This is a genomic window from Phormidesmis priestleyi ULC007 (assembly GCF_001895925.1).
Classification (GTDB): Bacteria; Cyanobacteriota; Cyanobacteriia; order Leptolyngbyales; family Leptolyngbyaceae; genus Phormidesmis_A; species Phormidesmis_A priestleyi_A.
Genome location: NZ_MPPI01000002.1, coordinates 46,524 through 69,489, shown reverse-complemented (window position 1 = coordinate 69,489; position 22,966 = coordinate 46,524). Strand labels below are relative to the sequence as shown.

The following is a 22,966-nucleotide window of genomic DNA, read 5'->3' as shown; positions in this document are numbered from 1 at the left end:
AGATGTCATGTTGCGATCGAGAGCGGTCGTCTAGCAACCACCCGTCGATAATAACTTTGTAGTTGACGGGTCGCGGCTGCCCAACTCCAGCGTTCGGCTTCTTGGCGGGCATTGCGACGCAGAGTTTCGCGTTCTTCTTGACTAGATAGAAGGCGTTGGGTTGCTGCGATCGCGCCCCAGTCGTCAGTTGGATCAAATAAATAGCCGTTGACCCCATCTTCTACAATGTCAGGAATGCCGCCCGATCGAGCCGCCACCACTGGGCACCCTGCCGCCATCGCTTCTAACAAAACTAACCCCAGCGTTTCAGTTCGTGAAGGGAAGACAAACGCATCAGCAGAGGCAAAGGCAGACGCTAATTCTTGACCGCCCAGATAGCCCACAAAATGAGTGCGGGTTTCTGCAAAATATTTTTCTAAGGTTTGACGATTTGGCCCGTCACCCACGAGTGCCAGTCTAGCGTTGGGAATGGCTTCTAGGATTGGCTTGATGCGATCGATTTCTTTTTCGGCACCGAGGCGACCCACATAGAGCAATAGCGGATCTTCTGGGTGTCCCTGACTTAGCCGATTTCGCATTTCTAGGCTAGCGAGATCGGGCTGAAACGTTTCAGTGTCAACGCCGCGCTGCCACAAATCAACTCGCTCGATTCCATGATCAGTGAGGGTTTGCACCATTACGGTTGAGGTACACAGATTTAGCTCTGCCTGATTGTGCCCCGCTTTGAGTAACTCCCAAAGCAGCCCTTCTAAGGCTCCTAACCCATAGTGCTGAAGATATTCGGGGAGGTGAGTGTGATAAGAGGCGACGATCGGAATGTTGAGAGTTTTGCCATAAAACAACCCAGCTAGACCGAGAATGGCAGGATTAACGACGTGAATAATATCGGGTTTAAAGCGCGAAAGTTCTTCTCCGATCGCGGGGCGAGGCAGCGCTAGCTTTAACTCTGGATACATTGGCAGTGGAAACCCAGATACCCCATAGATTTTGGCTCCTTTATGCTCGGTTAGTCCACCGTCGGGAGAGAAAATCAGGACTTGATCTCCCAAGCGTTGAAGATGGTCAACGGTATGACGCAATCGAGTCACAATGCCGTCAACTTTGGGTAGAAACGTCTCAGTGAATAGAGCGATTCGCATAAACAGGGAAGTGAAGGGTATGAAAGGTTACGCAAAGATAATCAATTTTTAGGAAGCGTACAGATTCCATGAACTCCGATCGCGAAGATTACACCTCCTAACAAAACACCAATCCCTTCAGCAAAACAATTGAGCCGATGTCGCATTTCTGCTGACTCTGCGATCGCTAGCTCTTTCACACTTGCGTTTGTTGCTGCCAGTTTTGCATAGTTTTGATAGCTCTTATCTAGCGCTGCCCATTCGGAAAACAGAAAGAAGGCACTGAGTATAATGGCACCTAAGCCTGGTGCGATCGTGAGTGTTAGCAAAACCAGAGTTCGATTCATACTCAACTGATTGGGTAACTTAGCGCTTCCACGTTACTTTAGGCAAAATTTGCGAATCATCAACGCGATCCTTATATTTGACTGCAAAGTTTAGCAGCGAATCTAACAGTGAGTCAGAAAGGTAGTGAGGCTGTAGCCCCAGGTTTAACAGGTTTGTATTTTTAGCGTTGAAGTAGTGTTCTTCTTTTTCGATTCTAGGATTGTCGTAACTCTTGACTTCAACGTTTAAGCCGACTGCGCTTCCGGCTTTTTGCACCATGGTTGCCAAGTCACCAATGCTAAATAGTTCTGTGAATTGGTTAAAGACCCGAAACTCTCCAGGGTTGGCTGGGGTGGCGATCGCTAATTCAACACAGCGCACGGTGTCACGAATATCTAAGAATCCGCGAGTCTGTCCACCTTTGCCATAGACCGTGAGCGGGTGCCCAATGGCGGCTTGAATGCAAAAACGGTTCAGCGCAGTTCCAAATACGCCATCGTAGTCGAGACGATTAATCAGCAGTTCATCCATGCCAGTCTCTTCGGTGAGAACGCCGTAAACCACTCCCTGATTGAGGTCAGTGGCTCGTAAGCCCCACATTTTGCAAGCAAAGTGAATATTGTGAGAGTCATGCACTTTGCTGAGGTGATACATACTACCTGGCTGTTTGGGATAGGGCAGCGTATCTTTGCGACCGTTGTGCTCGATCGTGATGTAGCCTTCTTCGATATCAATATTGGGAGTGCCATATTCGCCCATCGTCCCTAGCTTGACCAGGTGACAATCGGGGAAACTCTCTTTCATGATGTAGAGGAGATTCAGTGTCCCCACCACATTATTGACTTGGGTGAGAACGGCGTGTTCGCGATCGATCATTGAGAACGGAGCCGATCGCTGTTCTCCAAAGTGCACGATCGCCTCTGGCTCAAATTTGTGAAGCGCTTTGCTGAGAAATTCGTAGTTTGTGATGTCGCCGATGAAAAGCTCAATAGACTTGCCTGTTAGGCCATGCCAGCGCTGAAGGCGTTGCTGAATGGGCGCGATCGGGGTGAGGGTTTCGACGCACAGTTCCATGTCCCAATGTCGCCGCACTAAGCTATCTAAGATCGCGACTTCATGACCTCGATTCGACAAGTAGAGCGCTGTCGCCCAACCGCAATAGCCATCACCACCAATAACTAAAACTTTCATCTTGCTAAATCTTCACGAATACTTTGCCAAATTTACCAGGTTTGGTGACGCTGTGGGATAGGAGTTTTGCGAATTGAGATCCAGATTAAGACTCGAATCTGTGGATGGGCATGGCACTGCCGTGCCCATTGACATTGCAAGGAACCGATATTATCTAATTCACCCTCCTAAGCTTTCACTTCATCCGCGAAGCTTGCTCGGCGCACAAAATGGAACGGCCCGGCTACAGAACCCCAAACTAGTTCATCAGTTTCGGGATCTCTGCCGCGATCAAGGCTGATCAATCTTTGGTCGTCTATCTCAAATTCGCTGTCTAGATAAGTGCTCTGACCTTTACGGACGATGAGACACGCTTTTCCTGGCTCAACTCGTCCTTTAAAGCTTTGCCCTGTCCATTCGACGATCATGCTACAGCCAGACATTTTCTCAAGCTGGTCGATCGTTAGGGTTTGCAGAAGATTGATATCGCGGGCCGCACCATAAAATTTGGCTTCGTCGCGAACCTGGTAATGCTCAATTTCAATGTATCCATCTTTTTCGACGAATTTTAGGACACGTATCCGATAAGGGTCGTTGAGCGTATAGTCGTGAGCTTGTTCTAGAAAAAGACTGGGTTCCGACAGTAGCTCGATCGGCAAAGGACGCATGCAAACACGAATGTGAGCGTAAAAGGGCGGATTTTCAAACGCTTGTTCTTGATTGCTAAAATCGGCTGACATTAGGCGAAGCAGAGAGGCAATGTCGGTGGAATGGCTCATGAATCAAATCGGGTTGCTAAATAACAGGGTAGGAAGGTCGAAAGCGTCTGACAAATATTCTAAGAATCGTGAATTTGTAAGGGCATGGCACTGCCGTGCCCATTAGCGTTGCGAGTGACGGATATCATTTAATCTACGACCCTAAGACTTGAAATTACCGCTTTCCGTTTAGTTTAAAGAGCAAAAATTGGGTAACCTGCGTGAGGTTATTAAAATTATCATCGCTAACAATCACGAGGCTTTGAGAACCATCTGGGAAAAGAGGGCCGAGCGTCATTCCTTCCAGATTATCTAACGAAAGGTCTAAATCGTTTAAGTCCATCACCAATCTTTTTCTAATAGGCGCGATACTTTTTGAGCCGCGCAAACTTTCGATCGTCGAAATATCGGTCGCTCCTCCGCTCGCTGCTTGAAAAATTTTGATTTGGAAGCCTTGCATCCCAAACGATCGCTCTAAGCTGAGAAAGTGCCCTGCTTGGTCGATCGCCAGCATTTCGCAGAGTCCTTGATCAAAGGCGTAAGCGGGTTTGGGATCTAGCTGATAGAGATGTTCTGAAATCAGAGTGGCACGATCGTTCTCAATTAAATAGTGTAGGAAGCGATTTTTTGCCCCTTGCTTTAAATCTGACAAATCTTGATCTTGTGCCAGTGAAGACTCGGTTGCAGTAAACAGTCGAAATGGCTCTGAGCCTTTCATGCTGGCTGCTTGTGCATTGAGCGTCAACGACTCAAACGCCAGATTATCTTGCACGCCTCGCGGCTGAAGTGGATGGTCGGGATCGGGCAAAAACGCTTCGGGTATGGGAAGTTTGCGCCGCAGTTGTCCTGTTTTAAGGTCGAATTCTCCGATAAAAGGCAGCACTCCATCGTGAATAACTCCCTCACTAGAGATAAAAACCGAGTCTCTTGACGAAAGAGCGATTCCTTCTGGATCGATCGTGTTCTTTCCAAAAGGCTGTCCGTCTTCTTGCTTGAGAATCGTGACATCCTTTACAACCACTTCGGCGATCGTGGAATGAGTGGAATCGAGTTCTAGCTTGAGCGTGTAGAAACGAGCGGGGGCACGATCGCTACGATCATCTGAAACCGCATAGAAAAGATTTTGTTTGCGATCGTACGTCAATCCCGATAACCCGCCAACCAGCGTCTCTTTAACTGTGGTTTTAGGAAGGGTGTAGGCTCCCGAAAACTCCAGTGACAGCGGCAAAAATAGCCGATCTTCTGCACTGACTTGCGGCAAATTGCAAGCCGTTAACAAAGTCAGCAATGCGATCGTGATCAATCTCAAAACCCAAGAAAAAACGTGGTGCTTCACTACTGTCTTTGCGCTCCTAAACTCTCAAAGCTATTCTATTCTCGCTTCCTTCTCTGCCTGCTTGTCTCCTTTTATGCCCGACCAAAGATGATTAAATGAATGGAAGCCATTTATCCCTCACTCGCTCGTGTCTGAATCGCCCAAGTCTTCTCGCTCCCTGGCAGGTATTGCTGGAATTGTGGCGATCGCCACTCTGATTAGCAAAGTTTTTGGATTGGTGCGCCAAGTCGCGATCGCGGCTGCCTTTGGCACAAAAGCGGCTTACGGTGCCTACCAATATTCCAGTATCATTCCAGGCTTTTTCTTGATCCTGCTAGGCGGAATTAATGGGCCGTTTCACAGTGCGATGGTCAGCGCACTTGCCAAACGAGATAAAGCAGAATCGGCACCTTTGGTAGAAACGGTTTCGACGCTGGTCGGAGGCGTTTTGGTTGTGATCACCCTGGCTTTGATGGCGCTTGCCCCTCAGTGCATTGACCTGATCGCACCGGGACTGCACCAAACCGCGCACGGGCTAGAAATTCGAGAGATTGCCATTCAGCAACTGCGAATTATGGCTCCGATCGTCTGGTTTGCAGGCATGATCGGCATCGGGTTTGGAACGCTAAACGCCGCAGACTTATATTGGTTGCCGTCGGTGAGTCCTTTGTTGTCAAGTGTGACGATCATCGCAGGCGTGGGTGCCCTCGCGCTGACGCTAGGGCCAAAGATTGGAGAACCTGAATATGCAGCGCTTGGAGGCATTGTCTTAGCGTGGGCGGCGCTCATTGGGACGATTTTGCAGTGGCTGGTTCAGGTTTGGGCACAGCACAAAGCGGGGTTGAGTCGGCTGCGTTTAGGGTTTGACTTCAAGCATCCGGGCGTAAAGGACGTGATGAATGTCATGGCTCCTGCCCTGTTTGCGTCTGGAATGCTGCAAATTAACGTCTACACGGATATGTTTTTTACCTCGTTTTTACCCAATCCGGGGGCAGCGGTTTCGGCACTAGACTACGCAAATCTTTTGGTGCAGACTCCTTTGGGCATTCTCTCAAACGTGATTTTGGTGCCGTTTTTGCCCGTGTTTTCTCGATTGGCAGACCCCAGAGATTGGCCAGAATTGAAAATGCGGATTCGGCAAGGGTTGCTGTTGACGGCGATCGCCATGTTGCCGATGAGTGCCCTGATTATTACGTTGGCAAACCCGATCGTGCGAGTCGTTTACGAGCGGGGTGAATTTCAGCAGAGCGATTCTGATTTGGTGGCGGTTGTTTTGATGGCGTATGCGATCGGCATGTTTGTCTATCTCGGTCGAGATGTCTTGGTTCGCGTCTTCTACGCGCTAGGAGACGGAGATACACCCTTTCGCATCAGCATTGTGAGCATTTTTCTCAACGCTCTTTTTGACTTTATTTTGATTAAACCGCTCGGCTTACCGGGGTTGGTCTTGGCAACGGTGTCTGTGAATGTGATTTCAATGATTGCGCTGTTGTGGTTTCTCGATCGCAAGTTAAACGGGTTACCGTTGAAAGAATGGGCACTGCCATTGGTCGGATTAGCGATCGCAAGTGTCTTTGCGGGTCTTGCTAGCTGGGGCACTCTTCTTGCTTCTGAACACTTTCTAGGAACGAACGGTTTACTGATTCTGATCGGACAACTTAGCCTATCTGCTCTGACTGGATTGGGCGTTTTTGCCCTGATCGCCAGTCGCCTCAAACTACCCGAAGTTGACATGTTCGTCGGTCGCATCCGTCAGCGTTTTGTAAAGTAGAAGAGAACTAGATTTTTCTCGTGACCGAATGACTTACACAGTGATCTACGACGGACAGTGCAATCTCTGCTCAAATCTGGTGCAACTGCTCGAAACCTTAGACAAGGGCGATCGCTTCCAATATCTCCCCATGCAAGACCAGGCGGGACTCGATCGCTACAAAATCACGGCTCAAGATTGCGAAATGGGAATGATTCTAATCGATAATGACCATCTCGATCGCCGATGGCAAGGCAGCAGCGCCGCCGAAGAAATTGGTCGCATCTTACCTTTTGGAGAGTTGTTTGTGACCGCTTATCGAACTTTGCCAGGCGTGAAATGGATGGGCGATCGCGTTTATGAACAAGTCCGAGACAATCGATATAGTCTGTTTGGGCGGCGACTCAACACTTATCAAACTGCCTATCCCGCCTGTGACACCGCTTGTGAAAACTATTTCTCTAAATGACCGACCATCCTTGGCAGCAAGAAGCTGTGATTCAACACAGTCAACGATTGATCAACAGCTTTCAATATTGGACAAAAAAACCGCTGATTGCGATCGCGAGTTCTGCTGAAGAACAGGCACGATCGCTCTTTGAGGCTTCCTTTGTCGTCGTTTCTCACGGAACTGAAGCCGATCCGATCTTTAACTATGGCAATGCTCAAGCTCTGAATCTATGGGGATTTGATTGGAAGACTTTCACGAGATTGCCTTCTCGACGATCGGCAGAGCCAATAGAGCAGACAGAGCGCGATCGGCTCTTATCAGAAGCCAAGATCAGAGGCTACATCGACAACTACCGGGGTATTCGTATCTCTAGCATGGGGCAACGCTTTTCGATCGAAGACGTAATTCTCTGGGATGTGCTAGACGAAAATCATCAGTGCTGTGGTCAAGCCGCCACTTTCGCTCATTGGAACTTGATTGATTAGAATTTACTTTGGCTAGTCTGCATCTCAAATCGACCTTCTCGCCACGTTCCCTCGATCCGGGCATTGTTACTCAGGAATTTGCTTCGCGGTTGCCACAAATTATGGCGGGCGGCAAGAAATTTTAAGGGCGTGTCGAGCGATCGCGATTCAAGTTCAGCAGGGACTTGTGCAACCCGAAGACATTGACGAAAGTCTGTATTGATGTGACCGATACGTTGTGGCCCGACTTCGATCGTCGCGAGTTTAGTAAGAAATCAAGGAATGCCCCTTTGATGTAGATTTTGTGCTTAAATCTTCAAGGCGTAAGCCTAAAACCAAGCGCATTAAATGAGCTATGGAGACCTTGAAATGCCTTATCATCAGGAACCTAGTCTTTTTGGAATTAAACATTCAAATCGCAATTTTGCAAGTAAGGAGAATTGGGGTAAAAATCAATTTAATTCATCTTTTCCAGCATCATTAGCTGCTTTCCTTGAGCATCAAGGATTGGAAAACGTGTACTTGAAACTTAATAAAAGTCTGCAAATTTATCACAGTAGTATCAGTACAGCAGAGCTTTACGGAGCCAACCCAATTTCTGAAGATATCTTCTATTCTTTTGAAAGTCCTTATGTTCCGTTTCAACAGCTTGTTATAGGAAACTTTCCAAGAGTTGATTTAGTGACGTTAAGTAGAAACAACAGACTCTGTTTAAAGGGAATTGAAATAAAGCTGACAGCCCTTCCAGATAATTCAACCTGTGATTTAGCAGAAGATAAATTTGGCTGTGAACTAGTAATTAGACCTGATACCATCGTCTACTTAGCCTGTAGTATTGCGATACATTTTCGAGATAATTTAAGTGATTTAATAGCCCTAATTGGCGAAGGATTTGAAGCGATCGAAGATTGGCAAGAGGGGATACATATTCGTTCTTCTGTATTTAAGATGAGAGAAGCAATTGACAGAATAATTTTGTCTATCTTAGATAAGCAGGAGCCTTTAGTGATGCAGCCAATATGGAAAACAGAGGGAAAAAGCCCCAAGCTTTCTGAGAATTGCTTAGATGTGTTCGTTTGGAGCAATCTTGCTTTTACCCAACTGTTTCTTGATGTGGCAAGAAGAGAACTTATTGCATTGAGAACGATAACCCGTCAAGTCAGAACAGCCGTCTGGCTCTTTAAAATGCTCTATGATTTTAGTCTAAACGGTCAAATAGACCATAGACGCGTCATTGACGAGTTGTCGTATGACACCAAGAACGACAAGGCATTTGCTGTAAGCGGTAAGGTCACATATCCATATATGCGGAGTGAAATTTTAACAAAGCCAAGAATTACCAAGCAGCAAATTAAAGAAATCATTCTTGGCGGTGGACAAAACCTCTTGAGTCCTGAGCGGCGATTTGATGCGATTATCTTCAACTCGCCAGAAATTTTTGAGCCTATCTAAACTGCACGAAAAAATGAGAGTGATTGACTTGTTTGCGGGTTGTGGCGGTCTTTCAATGGGGTTTCAAAAAGCTGGCTTTGAAGTCGTTGCAGCTTTTGATAACTGGAAAGAAGCTTGTGATATTTATGCAGCGAACTTTGATCACCCTATTTTTCAAACCGATCTTTCAAACCTTGAAGATTTAAAGATTCTTAAAAAGTGGGAACCAGATATGGTTATCGGTGGCCCCCCGTGCCAGGATTTTTCAAGCGCTGGGAAGAGAGATGAAACTCTAGGTCGAGCAGATTTAACGATTTCCTATGCACGAATTATTTCGGAAGTGAAGCCCGAATGGTTTCTGATGGAGAATGTAGAACGGATTAGAAAGAGCCGTGTTTTACAAGAAGCAATTTCACTTTTTAGAGCAGGCAGCTATGGATTAAGTTCTACCGTTTTAGATGCCAGCTATTGTGGAGTTCCTCAAACTAGAAAAAGATTTATTTTGATTGGACATCTACATTCAGAGGATGGATTTTTAGACGAGTATCTTATTAGAGATAAGTCTGATAATCCCATGACAATATTTGATTATATGGGTGAAAAGTTAGACCTTAACTATTATTACAGACACCCTAGAAGCTATGCAAGAAGGGGAATTTTTAGTGTACATGAACCAAGCCCAACGATTCGAGGTGTCAACAGACCTTTGCCCAAAGGGTATAAGAAACATGAGGGCGATCGCTGTGAACCAAGTGACAATATTCGACCCCTGACGACTCTAGAAAGAAGCTATATCCAGACTTTCCCAGAAAGCTTCAAATGGTTTGGGTCTAAAACTTGTATGGAACAAATGATCGGCAATGCTGTTCCTGTAAATCTTGGCAAGTATATCGCCGAGTGTGTTCTTCAATATGTTGAAGCCAAGAAGAGGGGTTTACCGATATCAGAAGCTATTCAGCAGTTAGAACTCTTTAGCGTCTAACTCAATTAAGGCCCTGCAAAGATCGCGTCTTCAAGGTCTTGGCGACTGAGAGAATATTTAAACGATCGCTGAATGTCGGGTCCGTCGTCTTGAATGTAGCGGATGTTAATTTGATCAACATCCAGGCAAAGTTCGGCGCGCCACTCAAGTTTCTCAATCAGCCAGCAGTGAACATCTTCTGAATCTTGTTGGCACCCGTGTTGAGTGAGCCACGACTCGATCTGAGGCAGCGGATGATTATATAAAGGCGTATCAGCAGAGGGCAAAGTCATGCAGTCTTTAATCTTTAGGTAGGATTGGATAAATCGATCGAGTCGGATGGAGCCGGAATCACAGGGGTAACTGTCGCTGTCGAGCTTGCTGAAGAGGATTCCAGATCAGGCACGGTTTCTTGCAGAATGGGAACGTCTGCGGTGATCGGTTGAAAAGCAGATTCACCTCTAGTAAACCCGATCGTGATTGCCAATAGCAAACACGCTAAAAAAGTTAGCCCTAAAATAAACAGGGCAAACATCTCGCCCGGTGAGAGCGGACGATCGGTGGCATCGATATATGCCGAAGAGTTGGCGGGTTTAGGCTGAGGACGATTGAGACTCGGCAGAGGTTGAACCACGACAACGCGTGAATATCCAATCTTTAAATCGTAAGCAGTTTTGCGATCGGGGTTGCTCAACGTTGCATAAGCCTCATTGAGTTGCTGAAACTTTTGAGTCGCGATCGGGGCTGGCAACTGCGTGATATCTGGGTGATAAAGCTTGCTTAACTCGCGATAAGCCTGTCGAATATCTTGCACCGATGCTGAAGGATGTAACCCTAGCAAAGTATAGTAGCTAGAAGAAACTGCCTTCTGATCAGGCACTTGTCCGTCGCTATTGGGAGTTGCTCTATCCTGAGTCACCTGCAAGTCTGCCCTCATTTGCTTCTTAGTTATTGTAGCGAGGTTGAGGAGCCTGCAAGACGAAGAAACTTTTTGATTTTTGCACGATGTGACTCTACTCAAACCTCACAAGTTTCACCCAAAGCTTAACCAGATCCCAACCTGCAAATTACCTTCCCTTGAGGTTCAGGCTTTAGAGTGAATCCGAGGATTCGCTAGACCATCATGATTTCCCATGATCCAATCTTTTGCTTCAGAAGCTTCCCATCCCTCTGATTTGCGTCAAATTCTAGAACAGCGCTATCAAGGACGCACTTTGCATCCTTATCGCAGTGGTCAGCAAATTCAAATGTATCCCCACGAGATTTGGGTGGTTTGTCGGGGAGTCGTTTTGCTCAGTACGCTTTATCCAACCGGAGACGAGGCACTGCTGGGTTTGGTAAGTGGCTCCATGCCGTTTGGTTTGCCCCTAACTTATATCAACCCCTATCAAGCGATCGCCCTGACTGATGTCGATTTGATGGGGGTCAGCATGGTCGATATTGAGCAGTCTCCTCTACTATCTCAAGAGATTTTTCGTCATTTGAGTCGCCGATTACAGCAGTCAGAAGCTTTTCTGGCGTTAGCGGGGTGCCGCCGGGTAGAAGATCGGCTAAGGCAATTACTCATCCTGCTTCAGCACGAAGTTGGGCAACCCGTGAAAACCGGAATGCGGCTCAACGTGCGGCTGACCCATCAGCATTTAGCAAACGCGATCGGCACGACTCGCGTCACCATTACCCGACTACTCGGACAGTTGCGCGAAGAAGGATGGCTGACGATCGACTCCAGTCGCCACATTATTTTGCCGTTTGACATCGCTGTTTAGAGTCTTGCGACTTCCTGACTCGTTGTCGGCAGCATAATTTCGGCCTCGATCGGCACGACCCCTTTATCTTCACTGCCAATACAGTGAGCTGCTCGGTTAGATAGGTCTAAAATGCGATTGTCAAAATAAGGGCCGCGATCGTTGACTCGCACGACGACACTCTGTCCGTTGAGTAAGTTGGTCACTTTTAGAAAAGTCCCGAACGGAAGAGAAGGATGGGCGGCTGTCAACTCGTTTTGGTCAAAAATCTCACCCGTTGCCGTTTGTCGCCCGTGAAAATAAGGGCCATACCAGGAGGCGAGTCCACCAATGCTGCTGCCAGTATCTTGCAAACTGTGCATTTTCACTTGAGCATCTGCCATCGAAATGGGTTGTTGCCCCAAAGCGATTCGCAAATTGTTAACCCAATCAATTGCCACTAGCTCAACAGGACGATCGAACTGATCTGCAAGGTCGCGATCAAACCTCAACACCACGCAATCGCCGAGTTTAACGATCGGCATATCTTGCTCAAAAGCAGGAGTCAGTTGCGACGCATCCAGATCAGGATTCTCTAGCAAACGGGTTAGACTCTCTGCAACTTTGTCAGCAGTGGATTGATCCGTGATTTCTGCCACCAAACATCCCTTCACCCAGATCTGAAAAACCCCCAATGCAGACTGCGATGGGGGGCGTTCTTGCCAAGCGGCACATCTCCAATAATTGATCTGGCTTACCGAGTTGTTACTTGACTGAATCACCACCACAGCAGGAATCGGATTTGCAAAATCGGTCGCTGCGATGCCAGGCGGAACTGCCCAGAAAAAGCTTTGCACCACTCCTAACAAATAATTGAGGGGGTTCCCGTGGGGTTGACTAGCCGTGGTTTCGTTGAGAGCAATGGAATAACCATCAGAATGACTCAACGCTAGAGAGTAGTTCGTTGGCTGAAAGGCAGGAGTCAACAAAAGCGTTTCGATCGCGCCTAACCAAACAGTGGTTGATGTGGGTTGGCTGACGCGATCGCTGATCAAGCTAAACCTTGAATTCAGTCTCTCAATCGAAGACGACGTAATACTTTGAGACACAAGTTTAGATTCGTTAGAGGAATCGTCAGGGGTCAAAGATTGCTGGCTGAAGAAAACGTGTGACAGGTATCGAGGCGCTTCTAACACTTTTTCTGTCAGCGACGAAAAGGAGCCAAACCAGGAGGCTACCCAAACAAGTCCAAAAATTGACATGAGTATTTAGATCTGATTTGTAGTAGTAGATACAATTGACTGTGCAACAGTATAAAGTTTTTGTAAAGCAAAAATATCTATCCTAAGTAAAGTAGTTTTTCCTGGTTAGAATGTTTGATCCCCGATTTTAATCTTTAAGTTTTAGACTTTAAGCACAAATTTTTTGGTATCAAATTTCAGCCCTAAGATGAGGGTTGAAATGAGTTCAAATTGCAAAACTGATGAATGCTTTTCGTATGCAAGCCGTCCAGCTACCGATCATCCCAGTGGTGGGAGCATTGATACGTAGTTGCCCCGGTACCATTTCTCTCGGACAGGGGATCGTTGGTTACTCACCGCCACCGCAGGCGATCGCGCAAATTACTCAATTTTTGAGTCAGTCTACCAATCACGCTTATCAAGCTGTCGAGGGAATTGCAGAATTGCAAAGCGCGATCGCTCACAAACTGGCCACTGAAAACCAAATTAATCTTGATCCCTACAGCCGAATTGTCGTCACCGCCGGAAGCAATATGGCATTTATGAATGCCGTTCTGGCCATCACCGATCCGGGCGATGAAATCATTCTGCAAACGCCCTATTACTTCAATCACGAGATGGCGATCGTCATGGCAAGCGGTCGGGCAGTTTTGGTGCCGACTGATGAAACTTATCAGCTTCAGCCTGATGCGATTCGCCAAGCAATTACAGCTAAGACTCGTGCGATCGTGACAGTTTCGCCTAACAATCCGACGGGGGCGGTTTACTCAGAGGCGGCTTTGCGCGAGGTGAATGAGATTTGTCGATCGCACAATCTCTATCACATCAGCGATGAAGCTTATGAATCCTTCACTTATGGGGCTGCTCACTTTTCGCCGGGGTCGATTCCTGATAGCGGCAAGCACACGATTTCGATTTACACCCTTTCAAAAGCTTATGGGTTTGCCAGTTGGCGCATTGGCTACATGGTTTTGCCCAAACATTTATCAGAATCGGTGAGAAAAATTCAAGACACGATCGTCATTTGTCCTCCCGTAATCTCGCAATATGCCGCACTGGGAGCGTTGGAAGCTGGGGCAGAATTTTGTCGAGAGAAGTTAGCCGCGATCGCTCAAGTGCGTGAGATTGTCTTGCAAGAACTCGATCGGATTCCTGATCTTTGTACCGTTCCTCCTGCAAAGGGTGCGTTTTATTTTCTAATCAAAGTCCACACTGATTTAACCTCAATGGAACTGGTAGAACGTTTAATTCGTGAACATGGCGTTGCCACCCTTCCAGGTTCGACGTTTGGCTTAGAGTCAGGCTGTTATTTGCGAGTTGCGTATGGGGCTTTGCCGAAAGAAACGGCGATCGTCGGCATCGGACGATTAGTGCAAGGTCTGAAAGCAATTTTAGAAAAGTGATAAGGTTATCCACATCTCGCGCTAAAAAAGAAAGTAATTAGCGTTAAAACTTTTATGATCTCCAGTTCTCCTGTTACTACGGCTTTACCGTTAGGTTATTTGCGTCGTGTTCATCACTTTGCAATTAATGTGAAAGAGATGCAAAGGTCACGTCACTTCTACGGCAAAATTTTGGGACTTTATGAGTTGACTGGGGCGGAGGTGCCCGAAACCTTGAAAGCAGAAGTCGCCGCCGGAAAAGTGGCAAACTTTAGAACGCCTGATGACACGATTCTCGATTTGTTTTGGGAACCCGATTTGTCTCCGCCTAATGCTGACCCGAAGCAGCAGTTTACTCGTGCCAATCATCTCGCCTTTGATATTGCGCCTCAGTTTTTTGATCAGGCGGTTGAAGTCCTTCAGCAAAATCAGATTCTCATCGATCACGGCCCGGTTAGCCGTCCGACGGGCAGAGGCATTTACTTCTATGACCCGGATGGTTTTTTGATTGAAATTCGCTGCAATGCTGAATGAATTTTTTGATGAAGTGAGAGGGGTCCCAGACCCTTTCTCTCACAAACAGGAATCTAAGCGAAGTTAATTAGCTGTAATCAGTAGAAAACCCCTCTCATCGTCGCCATGAGTCTAATTTTCCACATCACGCACAAAGACCAGTGGCAACAGGCGCAGCAGCAAGGGTTTTACCGCTGTGATTCCTTAGAATCTGAAGGCTTTATTCACTGCTCCAGACGTGAACAAGTCGTTTGGGTGGCAGATTCGTTCTACCGCGCCCAACCCTCGCTGGTGCTGTTGTGCATTGATGCTGCTAGAGTTCAAGCCGAAATTAAATACGAAACGATTGAAAACGGCGAACAATTTCCTCACCTTTATGGCGTGCTGAACCTGGATGCAGTGGTAGACATTCTGAATTTTGCACCCGGAAAAAATGGGCTGTTTGAACTGCCAGAAATGAAGGTTTGAGTCAAAGCAGCGTGAGGCGAGACCGTGCTTAAAGCTATCCTCCCAATTCGGGGCAATAGTGGGTCACTGCCAAGCTTGAGGTGATCTGCTGTTTGGCTTGGGCACTGGGAGCAGCATCGTAGGACATCAGCGCTCTTTTGCGGGTTTCTTGGGCAGAAGCGCCTCTCAACTTGATGACTCGACAAGTGCTTTTGGCGGCGGCGATCGCGCTTGCTTGATTTTGCCCAATGTACTGATTTAGCGCTTGGCTCACTGGTGTTGGATATCCGCTTGCCAACTTCTGAAAGCTGCTCAAAAATGCCGCATCTGAAGATAAGGGCGGGGAAACAGACTGACCACACAATTTAGAAAGATCGACAATTCCGTGATTTGAACTTTGAAAGTAACAGGGGTAATCAGCTTCTTGAGCCAAAACAGCAGGGATAGATAGCAGGAAGAAACAAAATGCTGCGATGAGAGCGATCGTAAGTTTCATAAAAGAATTCTCATGAAGAAATAACTCGTTCAAACAAAGGCGCAGTGAGATATAGTCAGCACTTCAGACATCTGTTTATCTATTATTAAAGTAGCAATGTCTTCTCCCGTGAATAACTTGTGTTAAGGAATATGAATAATGGTTCCTGGCTTGAGAAGGTTTCTTCTATTAGCTGAGACTATTTCTCAATAAATTTGTCAGAATTAAAACTTTATAAATATCAGACGGATTTACGTAGAGAATATTGAACAAGAAGGTTATTACAGCCCTCTCAAGCTGAGTAATACTGCATAGTCATTTGGCAAAGAAGAACTGTAAAACGGGTGCAACCTTTCGCCTAGTCATGATCTCGATAATGCTCTAAAAGACTTGTCTCTAAAAGACTCGGAGAGAGATCGCAACATTTTTATAGGGTGAGCGATCGCAGCAGGCATCTACTTAGAATTCGCTCGAAGTAAGTTTTACAAATCTTAAAAATAAAATTCACAGACGCAAAAGCATTCAATTGGCAATTCTTTGAATGAGGCACCGTTGAATCAACGAGAGGTCAGCTTTTGCGAACCGTTGAATCAAATTTGAGTAGGAGAACCTTATGCGTCATCGTCGGACAATTTTTCTCTTTTTCCTTAGCCTTTTGGTCAGCTTTTTGGCGCTTCTGTTATCCAACCTTTTGATGAAGCCAAGTGCCTCGATCGCCACTTCACCGTTGCTTGCCCCTGCGCCAATTCAGCCAATCGGTTCCTATGATTATTTTGGGCGATCGTTGACGGCTCAAGAAGCGGCTAATCTGGTTCGCGAAAAAGGGCTGAACCCCAACAGTTCAACCTCTTATGCTCGAATTGGGGCGGTAAAAATCACTCAACCACTCATCGATAGAGGAGAGAAAATCTTTCTCGATCGCAAAATTGGCGATAGTTTTGGTTTGCAGAAAGTGTTTGGTTTTGGGCAAGGCATCGCCAAAGTTTTGCCAGAATTTACCGTGGCGATTCTCAAGTTAGGAGGACAACCCACCAGCAATCTAAAAATTGTGCTTCAGAAGAACATTACGCTAGGAAGTCAAACTTTTCCCAAAGGAACCACCGTTAGTACTGGGCTAGACGTGCCTCGCGGGGGAGTGTTGCCGATCGGACTCAAACTGGACGGCAACCTAACCTGTGCAGTGTGTCATGTAGCACTTTCACCCAAAGGCGATCGCCTCAAGGGAGTTCCTAACGGCGATCTTGGTATTCCTTTATTAATCGCGCTGGCTCCCAACTCAGCCGCCGGGTTTGCCCGTCTGAAGTTCAATCCGCTTGACCCACAGTATCAGGGCAATGGTAAGACCATCCTTGACAGTGCAGGTCAGCTTGTGAAGCTTCCCGATCCCCAAAAGTTTGAACAGGCGTTTGATAATGCGGTGTTGGCAGTTCCTTATGGTCACTTTGAGAGTTCGCCTGACGGCATTGATAATACGACTCAAATTCCGACGGTGTTTACCTTCCAGTCGGGTCCCTATACGTCGGGCGGAGAGTTTGCGGTGGGGCCATTTGGGGGGCTGAGTTCCGTTAATAATGGCGTTCACTCGTCCGAGATTAATTTGCTGGCGGCGGCGCAAAGAAGTGCAGAAACCCTGGGACTCGATCGCGAAGTCTACCTAGGCACTGTTCTGCAAAATGCGGCTGACCCCAAAATTCGGTTGCCCGAAGGTTCGCCTGTTAAGCCCTCCGATTGGCTGAGAAAGGTAGCGCCAGACCCCGCGAAAGCCGAACTTGAAGATCAGATTGCGGCTCCGGGTGTGGGGAGCTATCCCAATCTCAAACTATCGCTGTTTACTTACAACGGTCTGATTTTCAGTCCCAATACATATAAGTTAGATATTGCCAGTGGTCCGTTCTTGTTTGCGGCAAATGCGATGGCTGCATGGCAAAACAGTTTGGTGCCGCCTCCTAACCAAACGCTTCAAAATCAGCAAGCTTTGCAGAGCGGCTCGGTCGATCGCGGTGCCCAAGTTTTTGAACAAGCCCAGTGTCTTGCCTGCCATAAAGCACCATATTTTACGGATAACAAGATTCACCCGATCGCTGAGATCAAAACCAATCGCGCCCGCGCTGAGTCGCGCCTTGCCCAAAATGAGTTGCTCGTTCCGCCCAAAATCTACACGTTGAATACCTCGGTGCCGATTTCAGGCAATGCCGAAGTCATCGACGTGCCAACCGCGGGAATTTCTGACACGCCGACTACGCTGCCCAAAGGGTTGCTTCCAGACGGTGGCTACAAAACGCCGTCGCTTCGAGGACTCTACCTGACGGCACCCTACCTACATGATGGCGGAGTTGCCGTTCGTAAAGGGGCGCTACAAGTTGGAGCAGATGGCAGTTTTGGGATTGCTGACCCTACGGGATTGGGACTCTCAGGCACGCTCAGTCGGGCGATTCCGGCAGATGCAGCAGATAGTTTGCGGGCACTGCTCGATCGCACCCTCCGTGCCCAAGTCATTGCTACTAACCAAGCGAATCCGGCTCTCCAGTTAAGCAATCTTGATGGCACAGGTCATGAATTCTATGTCGATTCGTCAGCCGGGTTCTCGACCTCTCAGCAAAACGATCTCGTCAATTTCTTGATGGCACTTGACGACAACCCAGGAAGCTTTTAGGGTCAAGCCGTCACCAACCCACCCGGTTCACCCGCCGCTAGTCCTCTTTTGACTCAATCAGTCACTCTGATGTGGTTAGTGCAACCGGGTCTTTTAGTATTGTCCAGTAGTTCTAGCAGTCCACCTGTGAGATACGATGAGGAGAATTCAATTTTCTACCTGTCTCAAGTTATGGAATCGTCGGACAGTGCATCAGAAAAAGTTGCTTTAAGCGAGATTGACACCGCTTTAAAACGCCTGATCAAAGTGTGGGCGGCGGTCAAGAAATCTCGTAAAGAATGGGATTTTAAAACCTCGACTCAAACGCTAGAGGTGTTGACAGAAGAACTCGGCAAACTGAGCGATCGCTGGCTCGAACAACAAACTGTGATTCGCGAGGCGCTGCAAGCCGATCAAGATTTTGTCTCGTCTAATGATTACCCAACCGAGTTAGAGAATGCTCTCAAAGCTGTTGGAATTCCAGTCAGAGGTGAGTTTCCTAACTACGAGTTTCCCCCCTTTAAGCTGACGTTTAGTCGTGAGCAAGGCGTGGTGCGGTTGAGCATGGGGCGACGATCGCAGCAGATCAAAGCGTTTGCACCTGAACAGTTAGCACCCTGGGTCGAGGGACAATATCGGCGGGTGATTGACAGCAAGTTCGATGCTTTGCGCTTTTGTCGAGAGCTACTCAGCACTTATGAAATGTTGAATCGGCTGATGCTGCAAAAAGAGGAGGTCGTTTGGGGGCAGTCTGTGCCGCTCAAAGACATTTATCGCCTCTTGACGCTGAAGCAATCCACCAAACAAGATTATCCTGAGCCGCTGTTTACCTACGATTTGGCGCGGCTAAAAGAACAGACTGAAATTCGCTACGATCGCTATCAGTTTGCGCTAGAACCCTCTCGTAACCAGTCAAGTAGTTTTTTGCTCGTCAACAGTCAGGGGCAAGAAAGTCGAGTCAGCACCTTGGCAATTCATCTAGTTGAAGAGGGATAGAGGCTACCCATGCAGATTGACGAACTGGATATCGAGGCATTGCTGTCGGGTCAGCCTCCGGTGAGCCAGGAACTTCTGATCGGGATGACGCTGGGGCGCGATCGCTGGCTCGACTATCTGCACAAACACTATCTAACCAACTACATTGCCGATGGCGGCAGCAAAGTCAAAGTTTTGGTGGGCGGTGTAGGAACGGGAAAAACTCATCTCTTGCGCTGTGGGCTGCAAGATGCCCAAGCTAGAGATTACCAAACCGTTTATCTCTCAGCACGAGAATATCGCTTGAATGATTTGACAGGGTTTTATCGGGCGATCGTTCAACAACTCGACAAAGAGCGCTTGGTGAGTGGGCTGTGTCAACTCGTCACCAAAAAACTGGGCTATGGGCAATATGACGACAGCGATCGAATTCTGTCTCTGCTGATTGAAGATCAAGGACTGACCCGTGATTTGGCAGTGCATGAGATCAAAAAAGCGATCGGGTTGACGCTCAGAGATGTTGATTTTGGGTCGTCGTTTCGGGCATTTGCTTACGGTGTGATCAACAATCGGCTGATCAGTGGCAACGAAGACAGCATCCGACTCGCGTTGAAGTGGCTGTCTGGCGAGAAACTAGAGCGCTACCAAAAGCAATCTACCCTACTCTATGAACGGCTGCAAAAACCGAACGCTCGATACTGGTTAAACTCCTTGATTCGGCTGCTGCATCTGGCAGGAATGACTGGGCTAGTGGTCGCGATCGACGATCTAGAAGTCATGACCGAACGCCATCCTGAAACTCGCCGCTTCCGATACACTGCCAACGCCATCAAAGACACCTGCGAACTGTTCCGCCAAATCATTGATGATGTAGAACTGCTCGATCATTTTCTGCTGCTGCTGGCAGGTCGGCGCGAAATGATTGAAGACGATCGTCGGGGCTTTAAAAGCTACGAGGCACTGTGGATGCGATTACAAACTGGCTTGCTGCCGATCGACAAATTTAATCCCCTGTCAGACATTGTAGACATCGACAGTCATCTGGTGGCTAACGGCAAAAGCTTTCCCGAACAGGTGCAGATGAGACTGCGGCGATTATTTCAAGAAGCGGGATTTCAGGTGGTCGATCGCGATCTCCCCACTTTAGATGAACAAAGTCAACTTCGAGCCAGCGTAATTGGTGCAACTTTAATGGCACTCAGCGACGGATGAACCGAGTCCAAAATTCAAAATCTTTGAGGTAGATGCAATGGAACGATATGACGCTAATCGCAGAAAATCGATCGCCGTTGTCGAATCTCTCCGCGCTGGAATTCCCACCCGCACTTCAACTAGAGAATTGCCCGATTTGCGAGAATCGCTGACCGACCTGATTCGGCAAGATTTAGAGCAGTTCTCTCAGGGTAAGCGCCCCGATGGACGGCTAGCGTGGGGCCCTTATGGGCAAGGCAAAACTCATGCTCTGACCACTGTTGAACACGTCGCACTGGATCTAGGATTTGCTGTCAGTCGAGTTTCTCTCAGCCGCGAGGTGTCTTGTCATCACCTGCTCAACTTTTATGGACGAGTTGCCTCGGTGCTTCGTACCCCTGATTCTAAAATGGCAGGACTGACTAAAGCTTTGAGCGCTAAAAAAGCAGGAGATTTGCTCAATAGCCCACTGGCTGATCGCGATCGCTACAGTCATCCTCTCCCAGAAATCGTTTTAGAAGACTATTTTTTCACGTCTGGCGAAGAACAAGATCTTCTTTACGGCGATTTGATGGGAACGCGGATTACCAGCCCCGAACTGAAGCGCATTCATCGCAACTGCCGGGGCGAGTCGCTGCCCAAATTTGAAATGAACTTTCGCACCACGCAGCATGGAAGCGCTTATTTTGGCGTGATGGCAGACGCGATCGCCCTATGTGGCTATAAAGGCTGGGTGCTGTTGCTGGATGAAGTCGAGCTAATTGGACGACTGGGCAAAGTCGGACGGCTTCAGGCATATCGCAACCTCAATTGGCTATTAAACTGGTCAGATCGTCCCGTGCGTCGAGATGGGGATCAAGAATTATTCTGTGAGAATCCCTACCCGATCTACACCTTTGGGGTTGTCGCCTCCAGTTTGCGAAACGATGTCTGGTTTAGTGGCACCAGCACACCAAGCGCTAAAAACGATCGCAGTCAAATTCCTGAGTTGGCGATCGAAAAATTTGGCGCCGATGCTGGGCAGGTGATGCAAAACTTTTTTGAAACCGCGATCGGATCTACCTGTCCCACCATTCGCCCCTTAGAAACTGGTAACTTAATTCAACTGCTCGATCGCTTGGTCAAACTTCACGGCGTGGCATATGCTTGGAATGCCAAACTAGAAGTTTCTGACTTGATTCGAGCGATCGGGAGTCAACCCATTCGCACCCACATCCGGGCAACTTTAGAAGCGTTGGATATCGCCTATCTCTATCACGAAAACGTCAACCTAGGCGCGACAGATTTGCTCGAAGCCTCCTTGCAAGAACAGACAGATTTCTTCGCGATCACCGAAGAATCAGACCTCTAAAAACCATAAACCAACCAATCCTCCGTACGGACATGGCACTGCCGTGTCCATTGCCCCTGCAAACAATCCACGATTTCTGATTAGAGGATCACAAATTGATGAAATCCGCCTAACCAAATCCCGTTCGATCGAGCCAGCTTTTGTTAAGATTTAGTTACGATTTTACAATTCTCAACCGATTCTCTGGAGCCTCCCTCATGTTGCGACTCGAACACGTCAGCAAAATCTATCCGACTGGCGAAGTGTTGAAAGACATCAACTGGGAGGTCAAAGTTGGCGATCGGATTGGTTTGGTCGGCGTAAACGGGGCAGGAAAATCGACCCAGCTTAAAATCGTAGCAGGCGAAATGGAGCCGACTACGGGAGAAGTGATTCGTCCTTCAAGTTTGCATATCGCTTACTTAACGCAAGAATTTGAAGTCGATCCGACGCGCACAGTCAGAGAAGAGTTTTGGCGAGCGTTTGGAGAGGCAAATGACGTTCACGACGCGCTAACTCAAGTGCATCGTGATATGGAGACCGCGAATCCTCAAGAGTTAGACAAGCTGATCCACAAAATGGACAAGCTCCAACGGCGCTTTGAAGGCATGGACGGCTACGGCTTAGACGCTCGAATTGAAAAGATTATGCCAGAGTTGGGCTTTGAGATCGAAGATGGCGATCGCTTAGTCAGTGCCTTTAGCGGCGGCTGGCAAATGCGAATGAGTTTAGGCAAGATTTTGCTGCAAAAGCCCGATTTGCTGCTGCTCGATGAGCCGACCAACCACTTAGATTTAGAAACGATCGAGTGGTTAGAAACTTATCTCAAAGGGCTGTCAACCCCAATGGTCATCGTCTCTCATGACCGCGAATTTCTCGATCGTCTCTGCACCCAAATTGTTGAAACCGAGCGCGGTATTTCAACAACTTATCTCGGCAACTACTCCGCCTACTTGCAGCAAAAGCAAGAACAGCGCGATGCCCAGATGAGTGCTTTTGAGCGTCAGCAAAAAGAATTGGAGAAACAACAAACCTTTGTCGATCGCTTCCGGGCCAGTGCCACTCGCAGCACCCAGGCAAAGAGCCGCGAAAAACAACTGGACAAGATCGAGCGCATTGAGGCTCCTGATAGTGATATGCGAGGGCTGCATTTTCGTTTTCCTCCCGCCCCTCGTAGCGGGCGAGAAGTGGTCATGATTGACAACCTTGTTCACACTTACGGAGATAAGATTCTGTTTTTAGGAGCCGATTTGCTGATTGAGCGGGGCGATCGTATTGCCTTTCTCGGGCCCAACGGCGCAGGCAAATCAA

General features: G+C 47.8%; 23 protein-coding genes. 14 read left to right on the top strand and 9 right to left on the bottom strand.

Annotated elements, in window-relative coordinates:
• Positions 1 to 5 precede the first annotated feature (5 nt).
• The 5 genes from BRW63_RS02705 to BRW63_RS02685 form a co-directional block, all read right to left on the bottom strand.
• Positions 6 to 1,139 carry a glycosyltransferase gene (locus BRW63_RS02705; protein WP_073069379.1) on the bottom strand — a complete coding sequence of 378 codons (1,134 nt, stop codon included), beginning with the start codon at positions 1,137 to 1,139 and terminating at the stop codon, positions 6 to 8.
• Between the two features lie 41 nt (positions 1,140 to 1,180).
• Positions 1,181 to 1,465: a hypothetical protein gene (locus BRW63_RS02700; protein ID WP_073069378.1), complete on the bottom strand. Its 285-nt coding sequence runs from the start codon at positions 1,463 to 1,465 to the stop codon at positions 1,181 to 1,183.
• 19 nt (positions 1,466 to 1,484) lie between these two features.
• Positions 1,485 to 2,636: an NAD-dependent epimerase/dehydratase family protein gene (locus BRW63_RS02695; RefSeq protein ID WP_073069377.1), complete on the bottom strand. Its 1,152-nt coding sequence runs from the start codon at positions 2,634 to 2,636 to the stop codon at positions 1,485 to 1,487.
• A gap of 167 nt (positions 2,637 to 2,803) precedes the next feature.
• Positions 2,804 to 3,394, bottom strand: coding sequence for a chromophore lyase CpcT/CpeT (locus tag BRW63_RS02690; protein ID WP_073069376.1), 591 nt, complete (start codon positions 3,392 to 3,394; stop codon positions 2,804 to 2,806).
• Positions 3,395 to 3,548: 154 nt separating this feature from the next.
• Positions 3,549 to 4,709 (bottom strand): esterase-like activity of phytase family protein, encoded by a 1,161-nt coding sequence (locus tag BRW63_RS02685; protein ID WP_073069375.1) that lies wholly within the window; start codon positions 4,707 to 4,709, stop codon positions 3,549 to 3,551.
• A 127-nt stretch (positions 4,710 to 4,836) separates the two neighbouring features.
• Here BRW63_RS02685 and murJ point away from each other — a divergent pair, with 127 nt between their 5' ends.
• The 5 genes from murJ to BRW63_RS02660 all read left to right on the top strand — a co-directional run bounded on the left by murJ (position 4,837) and on the right by BRW63_RS02660 (position 9,766).
• Positions 4,837 to 6,459 carry a murein biosynthesis integral membrane protein MurJ gene (gene murJ / locus BRW63_RS02680; protein WP_073069374.1) on the top strand — a complete coding sequence of 541 codons (1,623 nt, stop codon included), beginning with the start codon at positions 4,837 to 4,839 and terminating at the stop codon, positions 6,457 to 6,459.
• A 28-nt stretch (positions 6,460 to 6,487) separates the two neighbouring features.
• On the top strand, positions 6,488 to 6,907 hold the full coding sequence (locus BRW63_RS02675) for a thiol-disulfide oxidoreductase DCC family protein (RefSeq protein ID WP_073069373.1): 420 nt from the start codon (positions 6,488 to 6,490) through the stop codon (positions 6,905 to 6,907).
• Positions 6,904 to 7,374 carry an MEKHLA domain-containing protein gene (locus BRW63_RS02670; protein ID WP_073069372.1) on the top strand — a complete coding sequence of 157 codons (471 nt, stop codon included), beginning with the start codon at positions 6,904 to 6,906 and terminating at the stop codon, positions 7,372 to 7,374. The genes BRW63_RS02675 and BRW63_RS02670 overlap by 4 nt, the downstream gene beginning before the upstream one ends.
• Positions 7,375 to 7,722: 348 nt before the next feature.
• Positions 7,723 to 8,805: a HindVP family restriction endonuclease gene (locus BRW63_RS02665; RefSeq protein ID WP_073069592.1), complete on the top strand. Its 1,083-nt coding sequence runs from the start codon at positions 7,723 to 7,725 to the stop codon at positions 8,803 to 8,805.
• Positions 8,792 to 9,766 carry a DNA cytosine methyltransferase gene (locus tag BRW63_RS02660; protein WP_223257273.1) on the top strand — a complete coding sequence of 325 codons (975 nt, stop codon included), beginning with the start codon at positions 8,792 to 8,794 and terminating at the stop codon, positions 9,764 to 9,766. The genes BRW63_RS02665 and BRW63_RS02660 overlap by 14 nt, the downstream gene beginning before the upstream one ends.
• Before the next feature lie 5 nt (positions 9,767 to 9,771).
• Here the strand turns inward: BRW63_RS02660 and BRW63_RS02655 are convergent, their stop codons facing one another.
• Both BRW63_RS02655 and BRW63_RS02650 read right to left on the bottom strand, forming a co-directional pair.
• Positions 9,772 to 10,038, bottom strand: coding sequence for a DUF3143 domain-containing protein (locus BRW63_RS02655; protein WP_073069370.1), 267 nt, complete (start codon positions 10,036 to 10,038; stop codon positions 9,772 to 9,774).
• Positions 10,039 to 10,052: 14 nt separating this feature from the next.
• Positions 10,053 to 10,682, bottom strand: coding sequence for a J domain-containing protein (locus tag BRW63_RS02650; protein WP_083582638.1), 630 nt, complete (start codon positions 10,680 to 10,682; stop codon positions 10,053 to 10,055).
• A 196-nt stretch (positions 10,683 to 10,878) separates the two neighbouring features.
• Between BRW63_RS02650 and BRW63_RS02645 the strand changes: the two genes are divergently transcribed.
• A complete protein-coding gene (locus BRW63_RS02645; protein WP_073069369.1) occupies positions 10,879 to 11,511 on the top strand; it encodes a Crp/Fnr family transcriptional regulator in 633 nt (210 codons plus the stop codon).
• On the opposite strand, the gene BRW63_RS29425 is transcribed toward BRW63_RS02645, so the two are convergent.
• On the bottom strand, positions 11,508 to 12,731 hold the full coding sequence (locus tag BRW63_RS29425) for a septal ring lytic transglycosylase RlpA family protein (protein ID WP_073069368.1): 1,224 nt from the start codon (positions 12,729 to 12,731) through the stop codon (positions 11,508 to 11,510). The two genes, BRW63_RS02645 and BRW63_RS29425, sit on opposite strands and share 4 nt — an antisense overlap.
• Before the next feature lie 221 nt (positions 12,732 to 12,952).
• Between BRW63_RS29425 and BRW63_RS02635 the strand changes: the two genes are divergently transcribed.
• The 3 genes from BRW63_RS02635 (at position 12,953) to BRW63_RS02625 (ending at position 15,073) form a co-directional block, all read left to right on the top strand.
• Positions 12,953 to 14,113 (top strand): pyridoxal phosphate-dependent aminotransferase, encoded by a 1,161-nt coding sequence (locus tag BRW63_RS02635; RefSeq protein WP_073069367.1) that lies wholly within the window; start codon positions 12,953 to 12,955, stop codon positions 14,111 to 14,113.
• 54 nt (positions 14,114 to 14,167) lie between these two features.
• The gene (locus tag BRW63_RS02630) at positions 14,168 to 14,626 is read left to right on the top strand and encodes a VOC family protein (protein WP_073069366.1); all 459 of its coding nucleotides are present in this window, start codon (positions 14,168 to 14,170) and stop codon (positions 14,624 to 14,626) included.
• A gap of 105 nt (positions 14,627 to 14,731) precedes the next feature.
• Positions 14,732 to 15,073 carry a DUF952 domain-containing protein gene (locus BRW63_RS02625; RefSeq protein ID WP_073069365.1) on the top strand — a complete coding sequence of 114 codons (342 nt, stop codon included), beginning with the start codon at positions 14,732 to 14,734 and terminating at the stop codon, positions 15,071 to 15,073.
• A gap of 34 nt (positions 15,074 to 15,107) precedes the next feature.
• Here BRW63_RS02625 and BRW63_RS02620 read toward each other — a convergent pair whose 3' ends face one another.
• Entirely contained in the window at positions 15,108 to 15,548 is a 441-nt protein-coding gene (locus BRW63_RS02620; RefSeq protein ID WP_073069364.1) for a DUF732 domain-containing protein, read from the bottom strand.
• A gap of 592 nt (positions 15,549 to 16,140) precedes the next feature.
• On the opposite strand from BRW63_RS02620, the gene BRW63_RS02615 reads away from it, so the two are divergent.
• The 5 genes from BRW63_RS02615 to BRW63_RS02595 all read left to right on the top strand — a co-directional run.
• A complete protein-coding gene (locus BRW63_RS02615; RefSeq protein WP_073069363.1) occupies positions 16,141 to 18,180 on the top strand; it encodes a hypothetical protein in 2,040 nt (679 codons plus the stop codon).
• 171 nt (positions 18,181 to 18,351) lie between these two features.
• Positions 18,352 to 19,155, top strand: a complete 804-nt coding sequence (locus BRW63_RS02610) for a hypothetical protein (RefSeq protein ID WP_073069362.1) — start codon at positions 18,352 to 18,354, stop codon at positions 19,153 to 19,155.
• Between the two features lie 9 nt (positions 19,156 to 19,164).
• Complete coding sequence (locus BRW63_RS02605; protein WP_073069361.1) at positions 19,165 to 20,346, top strand: BREX system ATP-binding domain-containing protein; 1,182 nt, start codon at positions 19,165 to 19,167, stop codon at positions 20,344 to 20,346.
• A gap of 37 nt (positions 20,347 to 20,383) precedes the next feature.
• On the top strand, positions 20,384 to 21,676 hold the full coding sequence (locus BRW63_RS02600) for a BREX system ATP-binding domain-containing protein (protein ID WP_073069360.1): 1,293 nt from the start codon (positions 20,384 to 20,386) through the stop codon (positions 21,674 to 21,676).
• A gap of 197 nt (positions 21,677 to 21,873) precedes the next feature.
• The coding region (locus BRW63_RS02595; RefSeq protein ID WP_143161997.1) for an ABC-F family ATP-binding cassette domain-containing protein at positions 21,874 to 22,966 on the top strand (1,093 nt) is incomplete at its 3' end.